8 protein-coding genes are annotated in these 16,448 nt (G+C 46.4%); 7 read left to right on the top strand and 1 reads right to left on the bottom strand.

Annotated features, from left to right (window positions below):
* The first annotated feature begins 1 nt into the window (after position 1).
* The 6 genes from ACHKAR_RS16830 (at position 2) to mgrA (ending at position 13,151) form a co-directional block, all read left to right on the top strand.
* A complete protein-coding gene (locus tag ACHKAR_RS16830) occupies positions 2–1,582 on the top strand; it encodes a RagB/SusD family nutrient uptake outer membrane protein (RefSeq protein WP_159582871.1) in 1,581 nt (526 codons plus the stop codon).
* Between the two features lie 90 nt (positions 1,583–1,672).
* A complete protein-coding gene (locus ACHKAR_RS16825; protein WP_395418589.1) occupies positions 1,673–4,966 on the top strand; it encodes a VCBS repeat-containing protein in 3,294 nt (1,097 codons plus the stop codon).
* Positions 4,967–4,968: 2 nt separating this feature from the next.
* A complete protein-coding gene (locus ACHKAR_RS16820) occupies positions 4,969–5,529 on the top strand; it encodes a hypothetical protein (protein ID WP_395418587.1) in 561 nt (186 codons plus the stop codon).
* 12 nt (positions 5,530–5,541) lie between these two features.
* Complete coding sequence (locus ACHKAR_RS16815; protein ID WP_395418585.1) at positions 5,542–8,841, top strand: VCBS repeat-containing protein; 3,300 nt, start codon at positions 5,542–5,544, stop codon at positions 8,839–8,841.
* Complete coding sequence (locus ACHKAR_RS16810; RefSeq protein ID WP_395418583.1) at positions 8,838–12,116, top strand: VCBS repeat-containing protein; 3,279 nt, start codon at positions 8,838–8,840, stop codon at positions 12,114–12,116. The genes ACHKAR_RS16815 and ACHKAR_RS16810 overlap by 4 nt, the downstream gene beginning before the upstream one ends.
* A gap of 18 nt (positions 12,117–12,134) precedes the next feature.
* Positions 12,135–13,151, top strand: coding sequence for an L-glyceraldehyde 3-phosphate reductase (gene mgrA, locus ACHKAR_RS16805; protein WP_395418582.1), 1,017 nt, complete (start codon positions 12,135–12,137; stop codon positions 13,149–13,151).
* Positions 13,152–13,219: 68 nt separating this feature from the next.
* On the opposite strand, the gene ACHKAR_RS16800 is transcribed toward mgrA, so the two are convergent.
* Positions 13,220–14,275 carry a LacI family DNA-binding transcriptional regulator gene (locus ACHKAR_RS16800; RefSeq protein WP_395418581.1) on the bottom strand — a complete coding sequence of 352 codons (1,056 nt, stop codon included), beginning with the start codon at positions 14,273–14,275 and terminating at the stop codon, positions 13,220–13,222.
* 236 nt (positions 14,276–14,511) lie between these two features.
* Between ACHKAR_RS16800 and nagB the strand changes: the two genes are divergently transcribed.
* A complete protein-coding gene (gene nagB / locus ACHKAR_RS16795) occupies positions 14,512–16,422 on the top strand; it encodes a glucosamine-6-phosphate deaminase (protein ID WP_395418816.1) in 1,911 nt (636 codons plus the stop codon).
* Positions 16,423–16,448: the final 26 nt, after the last annotated feature.

The following is a 16,448-nucleotide window of genomic DNA, read 5'->3' as shown; positions in this document are numbered from 1 at the left end:
CATGAATAAATTAATGAAAAGAGTTTCTTTAATGGTTCTTGGCCTGGTGTTTTTTGCACCGGCATGTACGGACCTGGAAGAAGAGCTGTATAGCGACGTAACCGCCGATAACTTCTTCACATCTGATGAGGAGTTTGTCGCAGCTCTTGGACAAGCATATTCTTCACTGCTTGGAATTGGTAACCACTCAAACCTTTGGTCAATCAATGAAATCGCTTCTGATGAGTTGGTAATTACCACCAAAGGTGGTGACTGGTATGATGGTGGTATTTTGTTGCAGTTGCATCAACATGAATACACTGCTGACAATGGATTCTTCAATAACACCTGGGGATTCTGTTACTCAGGGGTGAATACCTGTAACCGTTTGATCTATCAGTTTGAGCAATTAGGGACTGAAGAAGCAGATGCTTTCATCGCAGAGTTGAGAGCGGTGCGTGCCCTTTGGTACTACTGGTTATTGGATGCATTCGGAAATGTACCTTTGGTGACTGACTTTACAGACACTGAAACGGCTGGTAATTCTACCCGTCAGCAGGTATTTAACTTCGTAGAGTCAGAATTGAATGAAATCATTCCATTGCTGAGCGAAGCGAAAGATGCTTCTACTTATGGTAGAATCAACAAGTGGGGAGCTTTGGCCATTCGTGCCAAACTTTACTTGAATGCAGAAGTGTATACTGGTACTGCCCGATGGGCTGATGCCGAAGCTGATGCTGACGCGATCATCAATTCAGGACTTTACTCACTGGAGAGCAACTATGCTGCGAATTTCCAGACAGACAACGCTGGTTCTCAGGAAAACATCTTTGTAGTGCCTTACGATCAGGTATTTGCACAAGGATTCAACTGGCATCAGATGACTCTGCATTACGGAAGTCAAAACACATTTAACCTTCAGGATCAGCCATGGAATGGATATGCGACTGTAGAGGAGTTTTATAACTCCTACGTAGATCCTGCGAAAAACCCTGGCCCTCAGGGGGATGTTTATAAAGGTCTGGCTCAGGCAACAAGTATCGGAACTGTGGATTCAAGGCTATCCAATTTCATCGTTGGGCCTCAGTTTAATCCAGATGGAAGCAGAACCGAAGATGCTGGTGTAGAACCAACTGATCCGGATGGAGCACCACTTACCTTTACACCTCAGCACAACTCTATTTATCCTGATGGATTGCGTCAGGCTGGAGCCAGAATTGGTAAATATGAGATTGCTCAGGGAGCTACACCTAACCTGAGTAATGACTTTGTGATCTTCCGTTTAGGAAACATTCTCCTGACCAAAGCAGAAGCTGATTTCCGTCAGGGAAACACTGCAGATGCATTGGCTATGGTCAATCAGATCAGAACCAGAGCAGGGGTAACCCCTTTCTCATCTCTGGATGCTACCAACCTACTTGCTGAGTGGGGTCGTGAGATGTATGCAGAGATGACCAGACGTCAGGATCTGATCAGATTTGGCAAGTATGATGATCCATGGTGGGAAAAAGGAACTTCTGACAGCCACTATGCTATATTCCCTATTCCTCAGGTTCAGCTGGATGCCAACAACAAGTTGAAGCAGAACGAAGGATATAATTAATAAGAATAATTTCTGAAAGAAAAGGCAAGCGGCTTCTGTTGCTTGCCTTTTTTTTAGTTTTGGAGGAGCGAATCCATCCTCATTATGTACATGAGACAACCAGCGATCATTTTTTTTCTTATTTGTCTGGCATTTTCCTGTGTCCCCTCCGAGGAGGAGCCTTCGGACAAACGCTTCCGACTGTTGAAGTCTACAGGCATTGATTTCCAAAATACACTGGATTACACAGAAGATGTCAACCCATATACCTTCAAAAATTTTTACAATGGCGGAGGTGTTGGAGTGGGTGACATTAACAATGATGGTTTCCCGGATGTGTTTTTCTGCGGAAACATGGTTTCGAATAGACTTTACCTTAACAAAGGGACTTCATCAGAAGTGGGTATAGCGTTTGAAGATATTACCGAGTCCGCCGGTCTTCTATCGGAGAATGTTTGGAGCACAGGAGTCACCTTTGTGGACATCAACTACGACGGGTGGATGGATATTTATGTCTGCAAATCTGGCCCCCCAGGTGGCCCAAACAGAAGAAATTCTCTTTATATCAACAATGGAGACCTTACGTTTCGCGAGGAAGCTGAAAAATATGGGTTGGATAATCTGGGGCTTTCCACACATGCATCATTTTTTGATTATGATCGGGATGGTGACCTGGATTGCTACTTGCTCAATAATTCAATTCGCTCTGTGGGAGGCTATGATTTGATCAAAGATCAGCGGGAGATTCCCGATTCTCTGGGTGGAAATATGTTGCTTAGAAATGATGACAACAGGTTTGTGGATGTGTCCACACAAGCCGGCATTTATAGCAGCAGCATTGGTTTTGGGCTGGGTGTGACCATTAGTGACATAGATATGGATGGTTGGCTGGATATCTACGTGTCCAACGATTTTTTTGAGCGTGACTATTTGTATATCAATCAACAGAATGGAACGTTCGCAGAGTCCCTGACCTCTTACATGACCGAAATATCCATGGGCTCCATGGGTGCTGATATTGCCGACCTGAATAATGATGGTTACAATGAAGTGTTTGTCACCGAGATGCTGCCTGAGCGACATGATCGGGTCATGTCAAAAGCTTCTTTTGAGGGGTGGGACAAGTATCAACTACAAGTGCAGCAAGGCTACTATCACCAATTTGGAAGAAATGCCCTTCAGCTCAATAACCGAAACGGTACCTTCAGTGAAGTGTCCAGGCTGGCTGGTGTGGAAGCGACCGATTGGAGCTGGGGAGCCTTGATTTTCGATATGAACAACGACGGCTACAGTGATCTTTTTGTAGCCAATGGAATTTATAAGGATCTGCTTGATCAGGATTATATCAATTTCATGGCAAATCCTGAAGCCATCAGAAAGATGCTTCAGGCCGACGGGAATGCCATCAAAAAATTGATTGATATGATCCCGTCCGAGCCGTTGGCCAACTATGCCTATGAGAATCAGGGGAATCTCGAATTCAAAAATGCAGCCAGTGATTGGGGGCTGGATCAGCTGACATTTTCCAATGGCTCTGCATATGCTGACCTTGACAATGATGGGGATTTGGACCTTTTGCTCAATAATGTGAACATGCCCGCCTTTGTCTATGAAAACCGTACAAATGGTCAGGGGAACAATTTTATCTCCATCAAACTGCAGGGAAAGGGTAGAAATCCGAATGCCATTGGCAGTAAAGTATGGGTGTATGGAGGTGGTAGAGGTTGGTCCAGAGAGCTTACCCCGATGCGTGGATTTCAGTCGTCGGTAGATCAACGGCTCCATTTCGGATTGGGTACACTTGATCGGATAGACAGTGTGGTGATTCAGTGGCCCGATGGTCGGGAGAGTAGAAAATTGGAAGTGGATGTGAATCGATTGGTTGAGATTTCTTACGCCAGCCTTACTGACACTCGGGTACCTGGACTTAACGAACGTAAAGGCATTTTTCAAGCCGTTGATCCATCTGTTGTGCCTTATTCACATACTGAGAACACGTATGTTGATTTCGATCGGGACCGTTTACTGTTTGATATGGCTTCCAATGAAGGGCCATGCGCCTGCAAGGGAGATGTGAATGGGGATGGGCTGGAGGATGTCTATTTGGGCGGTGCCAGGGGGCAGGCCGGCAGGATTTATTTTCAGCAGCGAAACGGTACCTTCATTGAGGGGCAGAGGTTTGATGCCGAAGCAGGGTCGGAGGATACAGATTGCGCTTTTTCTGATTTTGAGCGGGATGGAGACCTTGATCTGATTGTGGCAAGTGGAGGAAGTGAATTTACAGGTCTGAGTCTCGAACTGAGGGATAGAATCTATACCAATATTGGAGGGAAATTTCAATTGATGCCAGAGGCATTGCCCGGTACAGAGTTACGCAGTACGGGTACAGTAGCGGTGAGTGATTTTGATGGTGACGGCTACCCGGATTTGTTTCTCGGAGATCGACTAAAGCCTCAGTACTTTGGGTTGCCGGTTTCGGGTCACCTTTTTCAGAATAAGGGAGATGGGACCTTCCATGAAGTCACGGAGGAAATAGCACCACACAAGGAGATCGGTATGATTACAGCCGCTCAATGGGCTGATATTGATGGAGACGGTGATGAGGATCTACTCCTGGCAGGAGAATGGATGCCGCTGAAAGTATTTATCAATCAGGATGGAAGCTTCACAGAGTCCCTGGAGGCGGGGTTTTCAAACTCCTCTGGCATGTACCATACGCTGCAAGTGGCCGATGTGGACGGTGATGGTGATGTAGATGTGCTGGTAGGGAATAACGGCACCAACTCGCGGTTTCGGGCGACTATTGATGCTCCGATGAGGATTTATGTTGGTGATTTTGATAGAAATGGGAGCATAGAGCACATCACCGCTTACTATCGAGATGGGGCCTATTTCCCAATGATCCAATTGAAAGATCTGATTAAGCAACTCCCGTCCATGAAAAAGAAATTTCTGAGGTATGAAGCATACAAGGAAGCGAATATGACAGACGTTTTTACCCCGGAGCAGCTTGAGGGGGCGGTCACTTATGAAATGGTAGATTTAGAAACGTCTTTGTATCTCAATGACGGCTCGGGTATTTTCACCAAAACAGCATTGCCGCGCGAGGCACAGTTTTCACCTGTCTATGCCATCAGTGCTGCTGATTATAATGGTGATGGAATTATGGATTTTGTGTTAGGAGGGAACCAACACATGGCAAAACCCGAAACGGGTATTTATGCCGGCAGCTACGGCCAGTTGTTTTTGGGTGCGGGCAATGGTGATTTCCGATACACTTATCCGAATGAATCCGGGATCTCCACAACCGGGGATGTGAGGAGTATCTTGGAGGTTAACACGAAAGGCCGGCCTTTACTATTGTTTTTGAAAAATAATGATCAACCTTATATAGTGACGTATTAGTGATGAGAAATGCAGTGTATTCGATAGGACTAGTCGCCATAATGTTGGCAGGATGCCAGTCGCACCCCTATCAGGAGATGGAGGAGCGTGAATTGGCAAGCGGAGTGCGGTATGATACCCTCCTGATGGGAATGACTTTTGGAATGAGTCTTCAGGATTTTTTTGATCGGTGCATGGATCTTAACCGACAGAAGCTTATTTATCAAGGTCCTGGAGCCAGAATTGTTGAGTATGTCATCAAGGAAAATGTTAAATCTCCGGTGACCGTGCAGTTTCAGCCCTCCTTTCATGAAGATGGGCTTTACGAGATGTCCTATGATTATTTTTACAATGCCTGGGCACCATGGAATACGGAGTTCGGAGCGGACTCCCTTATTCTGACGGTCAAGAGCTTAACGGAAGAGACATTTGGAGGTGGATTTCTGGCGATCGAACATCCCGAAAAACCGACAGCTTATGCGAAAGTGGATGGTAATAGGAGGATTTCTATTTCACTGAAGGATGAAAGGCGAGTGTCCGTTCGTTTCACGGACCTTACGGTAGCCAAGCAACTCAATCAATAGACTTTGAAGCGTATGAAATATTTATACTTATTCGCAGTGTCTCTTTTAATGGTTTCCTGTCAGCAGGAGACGGCCAGGGAGGCCGACACTCTTTTTCGAAAAGTACCAGCGGCAGAATCTGGTGTTGACTTTTCTAATGTGCTGGAGTTTGATAAAGACTTCAATATTTTCACCTACCGTAACTTCTATAACGGCGGAGGTGTTGGCTTGGGCGATTTTAACAACGATGGTTTGTTAGATATTTATTTTACAGCCAACCAGAAAAAGAACAAGCTATATCTTAATGAAGGCGGAATGAAGTTCCGGGACATAACCATGTCAGCCGGTGTGGAGGGTAAAAAAGCCTGGAGCACTGGTGTGAGCCTGGTGGATATCAATGGAGATGGGCTGCTCGATATTTATGTCTGTAACTCAGGCGACATAGCCGGCGATAGCAAGGAAAATGAGCTTTTTATTAACCAGGGAGACCTCACGTTTCGGGAAAGTGCTGCCGAGTATGGGCTGGCTGATCCCGGGTTTTCTACTCACGCTGCCTTTTTTGATTATGACAAAGACGGAGACCTGGATATGTACCTGCTCAATAACTCTTATCAGGCCATTGGGAGTTTTGACCTCAGAAGAAATGAAAGACCAAAAAGAGATCCGGTAGGAGGAGATAAGCTGTTTAGAAATGACAATGGCAAGTTTCTGGATGTGAGCGACAAGGCTGGGATCTATGGCAGCATTATAGGTTTTGGTCTTGGTGTCACGGTCGGGGATATTGATGGGGATCACTGGCAGGATATTTATGTTTCCAATGACTTTTTTGAGCGTGACTATCTATATCTGAACAATCAGGATGGTACTTTTCGGGAAGTGCTGGAGGATCAGATCAGAAGCTTAAGTGCAGCGTCCATGGGTGCAGACTTATCCGACATCAACAATGACAGCCGTCCCGATATTTTTGTGACAGATATGCTACCAGAGCCAGACGAGCGGGTGAAGACCGTGACGACCTTCGAGAACTGGGATAAGTATCAGTACAACCTCCAAAATGGCTATTATCATCAGTTCACCAGAAATATGCTTCAGCTGAACAATGGAGACAATACCTTCAGTGAGATTGGTCGGTTAGCAGGGGTGGAAGCCACAGATTGGAGTTGGGGAGCGCTGATTTTTGATTTTCAAAATGACGGCCTCAAGGATATCTTCATTGCCAATGGGATTTATCAGGACCTTACAGATCAGGATTTTCTGCACTATGTGAAACAGGAGGAGGTGGTGAAAAAACTGGTTTCAGGTGCAGGGGTGGATTACAAAAGCCTGATAGACTTGATTCCGTCCAGACCAATTGCTAATTACGCTTATTTGAACCAGGGCAATCTTCAGTTTGTCAATACATCACAGGAGTTCGGATTGGGCGAGCCGGGTTTTTCAAATGGGTCTGCCTATGGAGACCTAGACAATGATGGAGACCTGGACCTGATAGTCAATAATGTCAATCTTCCATCATGGGTGTTCGAGAACCAAACCAATAAACTCTATCCGCAAAATAATTATTTGCGATTTCAACTCACCGGGCAGGGTCAAAATAGCGGGGCCTTTGGAACCCGAATTGAGGTTTTCCTGGCGAATACCACGCTTTACCTGGAGAATATGCCCATCAGGGGCTTCGAGTCCACCGTGGATAGCCGCCCGCTTTTTGGGCTGGGGTTAGCAAAAATGGCGGATTCGGTCAAGATTTACTGGGCGGGTGGCGCCATCCAGACTCTTATCAATGTAGAGGCCAACCAGACATTGGAGCTCAAAGAGCCCTCAGAGAAGACCGGCTCTATGAGTAGAAAAACAAACAAGGAGCCAATTTTTCAGTCGGTGACTGATTCGGCTTTTGTGCACCGAGAGAGCAAATGGGTAGATTTTGATAAGGACAGGTTGGTTTACCACATGCGGTCCACGGAAGGTCCATGCTTATGCACCGGGGATGCCAACAATGACGGCCTGGAAGATTTTTACATTGGCGGGGCAGCGGGCCAGGCAGGAGCCCTTTTTATACAGAAAGCTTCCGGTGTTTTCGAGCGAGTGCCAAAATCTTATATGATCCAGGAAGCGGAGTATGAAGACGTGGATTGTGCTTTTTTTGATGCTGATGGAGACGGCTTTCAAGATCTGTATGTTGCTAGTGGAAGCTCAGAATTTTCTGATTTGTCGTCGGCCCTTGGAGATCGGCTATATCTCAATCTCAAGGGACAAGGTTTTACTAAGCAGAACAAAATTTACCCGAATGGGAGGTATGAAAATACTTCATCGGTGGTGCCCGGGGATGTGGATGGCGATGGGGATCTGGATCTTTTTGTAGGGATTAGGATGGTGCCCGGCTACTACGGTGTGCCCGCCTCCAGCTATTTACTGATCAATGATGGTAAGGGCAATTTTCAGACTGACTTGGAGCTATCCGTAGCTTTTCAGGACCTGGGAATGGTCACAGATGCCAGCTGGGAAGATATGGACGGTGATGGCGATCAGGACCTGATGGTCGTGGGAGAGTGGATGCCTATTATGTATTTCTCCAACACCGGGGGGAGTTTGGTCAGAGATAGCTTACCCAACCTTCTGGACGATGCTGGCTGGTGGAATACCATCGAAATGGCCGATTTCAACAATGATGGGCGGCCCGACCTGGCCGTGGGAAATCATGGAAGCAACAGTCGGTTTGAAGCCTCTGAGACAAAGCCGGTTTCCATGTATGTCAATGATTTTGATCAGAATGGCACCATTGAGCAAATCGTCACCCAGTATAATGGAGAGAAGGCTTACCCCATGGTATTGCGACACGACCTGATCATGCAGCTGCCACATTTGAAGAAGAAATATCTGGAATGGGGGGATTATAAGAATCAGGAGATGACGGATGTGTTTCCACCAGAGGCGCTTGCCAAGTCTAAAGTGTACGAAGTAAGAGAACTGGAAACGGTGGTTTATCTAAGTGGACCAAATGGCTATACCAAAGCTAGTCTTCCCATTGAGGCTCAGTTTTCTGTGACCTACGCGCTGGAGGCCATGGATGTGAATATGGATGGTAATATGGATCTGCTGGTGGGTGGCAACCTTAATGATACTAAGCCGGAAGTGGGCCGCTATGATGCCAACTACGGGCTCGTGCTTCTGGGGGACGGAAATGGTGGGTTTAAAGCCCTCAAATCAACGGATTCCGGGCTATACCTGAACGGCCAAACAAGGAAAATCAAAGTAGTGAATACCAAGGCTGGACCCAAAGTCATAGTGGCCAATAATAATGAGGCGATGCAAATCTTCATCGCGAAAAGTAAAAAATGATGTCCATACGCACCTTTTGTCTGTTAATTCTGATTGTATCTGTCGTTTCCTGTAAAGAGCAAGTACCGAAATCGCTGCTGGAGTATGTGCCTGCTGAAACGTCAGGGGTCTCCTTTTCTAACACACTTACTGAGGATGAACAATTCAATATTGTGGATTATCTCTACTTCTACAATGGCGGAGGTGTGGCTGTTGGTGATATTAACAATGATGGCCTGGAGGATATCTATTTTACTGCCAATCAGGCAGAGAATAAACTTTACCTGAACAAAGGCAACTTTGAGTTCGAGGACATTACCGAATCCGCAGGAGTGAGTTCGCCAGGTGCCTGGAAAACCGGTGTGACCATGGCTGATGTGAATGCGGATGGTTATCTGGATATCTATGTTTGCAGGGTAGGGAAGTACAAAGGGATATCAGGTCAAAACCAGCTTTTTATTAATAACGGAGACCTCACATTTACCGAAAGCGCCGCTTCATTTGGGCTTGATTTTAAGGGATTTTCCACACAGGCTGCATTTTTTGATTTTGATAATGACCAGGACCTGGATGTTTATCTTTTGAATCATTCTGTCCATACCAAAAGGAGTTACGGCCGATCCACTCTGCGTCTGGATGAAGACTCCCTGGCAGGAGATTTACTGCTCAGAAATGATGGCGGCATGTTTGTGGATGTTACTAAAAGTGCTGGTATCTATACTTCTCAAATCGGTTACGGACTGGGAATTGGACTTTCAGATTTTAATTTTGATGGATATACGGATATCTACATTTCCAATGATTTTCATGAAAATGACTACCTCTATCTGAACAATCAGGATGGCACATTTACTGAATCCATAGGGAGCATGATCACTCATAGCAGCAGGTCTTCCATGGGTAATGACATTGGGGATATTAACAATGATGGACTGCCTGAAATCATCACCCTGGATATGCTACCCGAGGATGAAAAAGTCCTCAAGAACTCAGCCGGCGAGGAATCCTATGAGATCTACAAACTCAAGCAGACTTTTGGTTACGAAAAGCAGTTTGCCCGCAATATGTTGCAGCTTAATAATGGCGACGGAACATTCTCTGAGGTGGGACTGATGACCGGTGTGGCGGCTACAGACTGGAGCTGGGCTCCCCTTTTTGCTGATCTAGATTTGGATGGTTATAAGGACCTGTTTATTTCCAACGGAATCGTGAAACGTCCGAATGATTTGGATTACATCATGTTCCTTTCTGCCAATGATTTCAAAGTAGGGAATGATGAGATCAGTGACTCAGCCTTGATTGCGCAGATGCCGGATGGAAAAGTTGAGAATTATTTATTCAGAAATCAGGGTGGAATATCCTTTGAAAATGTATCCGCCTCGTGGGCGAAGCTAGAAAAGACAGTCTCGACCAGCTCGGTTTATGCTGATCTGGACAATGATGGAGACCTGGATTTGGTCGTGAATAACATCAACGACCGGGCGCAGATTCTTAAAAACAACCAGCAGGGAAATAATTATTTGAAGGTAAGATTGAAGGGCTCGTCTGGAAACCCAAATGGCGTAGGGACCAAAGTGAGGCTTTATGCGGAAGGTAACCTGCAGTATCAGGAGCTTTTCCCGGATAGGGGCTTCCAGTCAAGTACCACCAAGGAGCTGGTATTTGGAGTTGGTAAGAGTGCTAAAGTGGATTCCTTGCGAGTCATCTGGCCGGGAGGAGGCACACAGATGCTCACGGCTGTAGAGGTTAATCAGACCATTCTGCTTGACATGGCGCAGGCTAAAGGCCTCTTTGAATATGAGGAGGAGGGACAGCCGCCTGTTTTGAAGGAGGTGACCGAGCAAAGTCAGCTGGCATTCAGACACTTTGAAAATCCCTTTGTTGATTTTAATGCTCAATACCTTATTCCACATGTAATCTCGCGTGATGGCCCGGCCATAGCGGTAGCTGATGTCAATGGAGACGGGCTGGAGGATGCTTATATCTGTGGAGCCTCTGGCAACAATGGAATGCTCTATTTACAGAACGCAGATGGTACCTTTCGAAAGCATTCGGCTGAGACTTTCCGTAGTAATCCGGCACCGGAAGAAACTGCGGCTTTGTTTTTTGATGCGGACAATGATGGCGATCAGGATTTATACCTGGCCTCCGGTGGCAATGAGTTTCAGCCGCCCAATCCCCGGCTGAATGACAGACTCTTTTACAATGATGGAGCTGGGAATTTTTCGCTTCAGCAAGGCGCTTTGGAGGAGAATTTTCAGCATGGATCAGTAGTCATTGCTTCAGACATAGATCATGATGGAGATCAGGACTTATTTGTGGGGGGACGAGTGGTGGCCGGTAAATATGGCCAGACCCCGGAGAGCCGTATCCTGTTCAATATTGGCCCTGGTAGGTTCAGAAACGAAACTGCTGGCGTGGCTCCTGAACTCGAACACATTGGCATGGTCACTGATGCTGTTTGGGCCGATTTGGACGAGGATGGTTACGAAGACCTGATCATTGTGGGTGAGTGGATGCCCATTACCGTTTTTATGAATAGAAATGGGAAATTGGAGAAGGCCGATATTCCTGACCTGGATAGAACCAATGGCTGGTGGAATACCATCACCCTAACGGATCTGAACGGAGATGGACGTCCTGATTTTGTGTTGGGAAATTTGGGTACTAATAGTAAGCTTCAGCCATCCGTGGATCAGCCTGTTCGAATGTATGTGAATGATTTTGATAAGAATCTCTCTCTGGATCAGATTATTACCTACAGCATAGGTGATAAGGAGTACCCCCTGGCCAACCGAGACGAGCTAGTAAAGCAGATGCCCCTGATCAAGAAGTTATTCATCCTCAATAAGGATTTTTCCGGGAAGAGCATTGATCAGATTTTTCAGCCGGAAGCACTAAGTGCCAGCAAAAGGTATGAGGCATGCACTTATAAGTCTATAGCCCTGATGAATCTTGGAGGGCTCAGATTTGAGCAAAAGGAACTCCCGGCAGTGGCCCAAAGGGCACCCGTCTATGCCATTGCTTCTCTGGATGTGAACAATGATGGAAATCAGGACCTCATTCTGGGGGGGAATATGGAATGGGCCACCCCGTATTTCGGGGCATATGATGCCAGTCAGGGTGCCTTACTTTTGGGTAATGGACAAGGAGAGTTTTCGGTACCCAAAGCCAGTGAAGCGGGATTAAAAATCCGTGGAGATATCCGGAGTTTGGCAGTGATCCAGTCAGCTAAAGGATCCAAGTACATTTTGGTAGGTAGGAATGATGATGTAGCACTGGTATTTTCTTACTGAGCGAGTAACTTTAAACCCATGGAAATTAACGACAAATCAGGATATAAACGATACCTGGCAAAGGACGGCCGGTATCAGCAAATGAAATACCGCCGCTGTGGTCGCAGCGGTGTACAGCTTCCGCTTCTTTCACTTGGTCTGTGGCACAACTTTGGGCATGCAGATGACCTACTCAAAGGACAGCAGATTCTGAGAACTGCTTTTGATCTTGGAATCATACACTTTGACCTGGCCAATAACTACGGGCCGCCGTTTGGATCAGCCGAAACCAATTTTGGGAGATTATATAAGGAGGATTTTTCAGCTCATCGCGATGAACTTTTTATTTCCTCAAAGGCGGGATACGACATGTGGCCCGGGCCGTTCGGCAATTTTGGATCGAGAAAGTACCTGGTGAATAGTTTAGATCAGAGCCTGAAAAGGATGAACCTGGACTATGTGGATCTTTTCTATCACCACAGGCCAGACCCTGACACACCACTGGAGGAAACGATGGGTGCGTTGGACTTCATTGTCAGATCAGGGCGGGCTTTATATGTGGGGATCTCCAACTACCCGGATGATCAGGCTAAAAAAGCCATTGCCATTCTCAAAGATCTGGGAACACCCTGCCTCATTCATCAGGCCAGGTACTCAATGTTTGACAGATGGGTGGAAAAGAGATTGATGAATACCCTGGATGACAATGGCGTGGGCTGCATTGCTTTTAGTCCATTGGAGCAGGGTATGCTCACCAATAAATACATCAAGGGAATACCGGCTGATAGCCGGGCGGCAAAGGGGATGACCTATTTGCAGCGAGAGACCGTAGAGGCTAATTTGGCGAAAATAAAAGGCCTGCATGCCATTGCAGAGGCCAGAGGGCAATCATTGAGCGATATGGCCATCGCCTGGTTGCTGAAAGACGAGCGACTTACTTCCGTACTGGTGGGCGTGAGTAGTGCCGAGCAACTAAGGTCTAATGTGAAAGCTTTGGATCATCTGGGGTTTGAGGCAGATGAGCTCAAAAAGATTGAGGATATATTGAAGAGTTGATCAGTGCTCAACTGAAGTAGAAAACCCGCACCGATTTTATCGGTGCGGGTTTTTGATGTTTAGGGGTCTCAATGAATCCTGGAGGTGAGGTAGGAATCCAGGTTTTGGCGGGTGATGATTTCAATGGGGAAAATCTCTTTTTCCGGGAGGGTCTTTTGGAAGAGCAGGTGGTTCACCAGGTGATTGACGCCTATTTTTGCCATCCGTTTGGGATTTTGATTAATCAGAAAATCAATCGTTCCTTTTTTCAGATAGCGGAGGTTTTCTTCCAATAGATCGTAGCCCACCAGTCTAATGTGCTCCAGACTGTACTTTTCAAGTATTTGGGCTACTATGTACGTGCCTTTGGAGGTAGTCACAAAAATTCCCAGTAGATCAGGATTCAAGATGGCTTCTCTGATATGATCCTCTACCTCATGTGGAGTGCTGAGGTCGAGACTGATCACCTCGTAGGGCTGCTCCTGAAAATATTGCCTTAACCCATGCTCCTTGGCCATCAGGTGAACCGAGTTATCACGGTTTTCATAGATGTGCAGTGACATGATGGTTCGTCTGGTCCCACCTGCAAGGCTGAGGAGCTCACCGGCCACCTTGCCACTGTGTACCAGGTTTTGTCCGATAAAACACAAAGGATCGGCTTCAGGTATGTTGGTGTTAAAGAGCACATAAGGTATGGAGTGCGCTTTCAATTGCGCCAGCAGCTCGATAGATTCGTGGTGAAAGACAGGAGCGATAAGTATTCCGTCGGGTTTGCTTTCGAGTACAACATCTGTGGTGGTTTTGAATGAGCCAGGATTGTAGAGGTCAAAGAAAATGCAGTTGATTTCTACATCATAATAAGACCACTCTTCAATGCTTTGAAGTATCCCGGCTTCAGCCAGCGCCCAGTAGTCATCCTGTGCCGGGTCGGGCAATAAGGCGGTGATTTTGAGTGTCTTGTTGGATCCCAATGTTCTGGCGATCAGGTTAGGCTTATACCCGGTACGATTGAGAACGTCCTCTACTTTTTGCTGTGCGTCTTTAGATACTTTCCCCCTTCCATGCAGCACCCGGTCCACAGTACCCACCGATACACCAGCCATTTGAGCAATATCCTTGATTCTGATGTTTTTCTTATCAATCATTTTCGAAACATATAATGGTCAAAACTAATCAAAACCTGAGACTCTTTCTGATGTTGGTGTGTGCGCACACATTTTTATTTAAATTAATTGTGTGCGCACACATTTTTTTATACGTTTGTAAAAGATGACCATTTTAGGAGAAGTCGATTGATGTCTTTTCTATCTTTAAACTACCAAACAAAATGACTGACATATTGGAAGAGCCCATTCAGAATAGTCAAATACTCACCCATGAGATGGTTGGGTTGCATGAGGAAAAACGCTTTGAAAAGATTCACAATGTTGTTTTCAGTGAATCATCTATAGGCTCCAGAAGCATTGCCATGGAGATAGCTGATTTGATTCGGCATAAGCAGAGCAAAGGGGATGTTTGTGTGTTGGGCCTGGCCACAGGCTCCAGCCCGAAGGGTGTTTATAACGAACTGGTCAAAATGCACCAGGAGGAGGGGCTGAGTTTTCACAATGTAGTGACATTCAATCTGGACGAGTACTTCCCGATAGCACCCATCTCCAGTCACAGCTACTGGCATTTTATGCATGAGTATTTGTTTGATCACATCAATATTGATCCGGAGAATATTAACATCCCGAAAGGTGACCTGCAGGAATCTGAAGTCAGAAAATACTGCCTGGAGTATGAGCGCAAGATTGAAACATATGGCGGGATAGACCTGCAGATATTGGGGATTGGCCGAACCGGACACATAGGTTTCAATGAGCCGGGCTCCCACGTCAATTCAATTACCAGGCTTGTCACGTTGGATCAAGTGACCCGCGAGGATGCCGCTGGAGATTTTTATGGAAAAGAGAATGTGCCTCGCAAGGCCATTACTATGGGGATCGGGACCATTCTGAAAGCGAAGAGAATTCTATTGATGGCCTGGGGTGAGAGCAAAGCCACTGTGGTGGGAAGGATGATAGAAGGGGATATCTCAGGAGAAATACCTGCTACCTACCTGCAGCAGCATCACAATACCACAGTGGTACTGGACACTGGATCTTCTGCTTACCTGAAGCGAATCTATACCCCCTGGCTGGTAGGTGGTTGTAAATGGGACGAGTTCACCACCAAGCGGGCGGTGGTATGGCTTTGCCAGCAAACTGGAAAGCCTATCCTGAAGCTTACGGAGCGTGATTACAATGATCATGGAATGAATGATCTCATTACCGCTTATCCTTCTACCTATGAGCTGAATATTAAGATGTTCAATGCACTACAGCATACCATTACCGGATGGCCCGGGGGTAAGCCCAATGCAGATGATTCTCAGCGACCTGAGCGTGCCTTACCTGCCCAGAAGAGAGTGGTGCTTTTCAGCCCTCATCCGGACGATGATGTGATCTCCATGGGAGGTACTTTTATTCGCTTACATGACCAGGGGCACGAGGTGCATGTGGCCTATCAGACTTCTGGAAATATTGCGGTATTTGACGAAGAAGTGATCCGTTTTGCAGATTTCTACAATGAGCTGAAAAACTCCCAGGACAATAAGCAGTCAGAGCAAAAGGAGTTTTATCAAAAAATAAAAGCCGACATTCTCAATAAAGGTACCGGTGAAATGGATACTGATGATGTTCGCAGGATCAAGGGGCTGATCAGAAGGGGTGAGGCCCGTGCCGGCTGTCGCTTTGTTGGGTTACCAGACGAGCGAGCACACTTTCTGGATCTGCCATTCTACGAGACCGGCCGAGTGAAAAAACTCCCGATTAGTGAAGAGGATGTCAGGATTACCGTGGACTTGCTCCGGGCCATTCAGCCACATCAGATCTATGCAGCAGGGGACCTATCAGATCCACATGGTACCCACAGGGTCTGTCTGGATGTTATTTTCAAAGCACTGGAAGTCCTGAAGGATGATGACTGGCTGAAGGATTGTTACGTGTGGCTGTATCGCGGCGCATGGCAGGAGTGGGGAATCGAAGACATAGATATGGCTGTGCCTCTGAGTCCGGATGAGTTGATGAAGAAGCGTCAGGCAATCTTCAAGCACCAATCACAAAAAGATGGAGTGGTCTTTCAGGGAACTGATGGTCGGGAGTTCTGGCAAAGGGCTGAAGACCGAAACAGATCCACTGCCAAGCTTTATGATCAACTTGGTTTGGCTGAGTATGAAGCCATCGAAGCCTTCAAGCGCTACCACTTTTAATACTTACATCAGTTTCTCCCTCTTAA

The organism is Marinoscillum luteum, assembly GCF_044005705.1.
GTDB classification, from domain to species: Bacteria; Bacteroidota; Bacteroidia; order Cytophagales; family Cyclobacteriaceae; genus Marinoscillum; species Marinoscillum luteum.
Note: the sequence above shows the minus strand (reverse complement) of the source record. Positions and strands in the feature narration are given on the sequence as shown.

Excerpts from the sequence above, each read along its gene's own strand:
- ACHKAR_RS16800 (WP_395418581.1), bottom strand. The coding sequence starts at position 14,275 with ATGATTGATAAGAAAAACATCAGAATCAAGGATATTGCTCAAATGGCT.
- ACHKAR_RS16815 (WP_395418585.1), top strand. The coding sequence starts at position 5,542 with ATGAAATATTTATACTTATTCGCAGTGTCTCTTTTAATGGTTTCCTGT.
- nagB (WP_395418816.1), top strand. The coding sequence starts at position 14,512 with ATGGTTGGGTTGCATGAGGAAAAACGCTTTGAAAAGATTCACAATGTT.
- ACHKAR_RS16820 (WP_395418587.1), top strand. The coding sequence starts at position 4,969 with ATGAGAAATGCAGTGTATTCGATAGGACTAGTCGCCATAATGTTGGCA.
- mgrA (WP_395418582.1), top strand. The coding sequence starts at position 12,135 with ATGGAAATTAACGACAAATCAGGATATAAACGATACCTGGCAAAGGAC.
- ACHKAR_RS16830 (WP_159582871.1), top strand. The coding sequence starts at position 2 with ATGAATAAATTAATGAAAAGAGTTTCTTTAATGGTTCTTGGCCTGGTG.
- ACHKAR_RS16810 (WP_395418583.1), top strand. The coding sequence starts at position 8,838 with ATGATGTCCATACGCACCTTTTGTCTGTTAATTCTGATTGTATCTGTC.
- ACHKAR_RS16825 (WP_395418589.1), top strand. The coding sequence starts at position 1,673 with ATGAGACAACCAGCGATCATTTTTTTTCTTATTTGTCTGGCATTTTCC.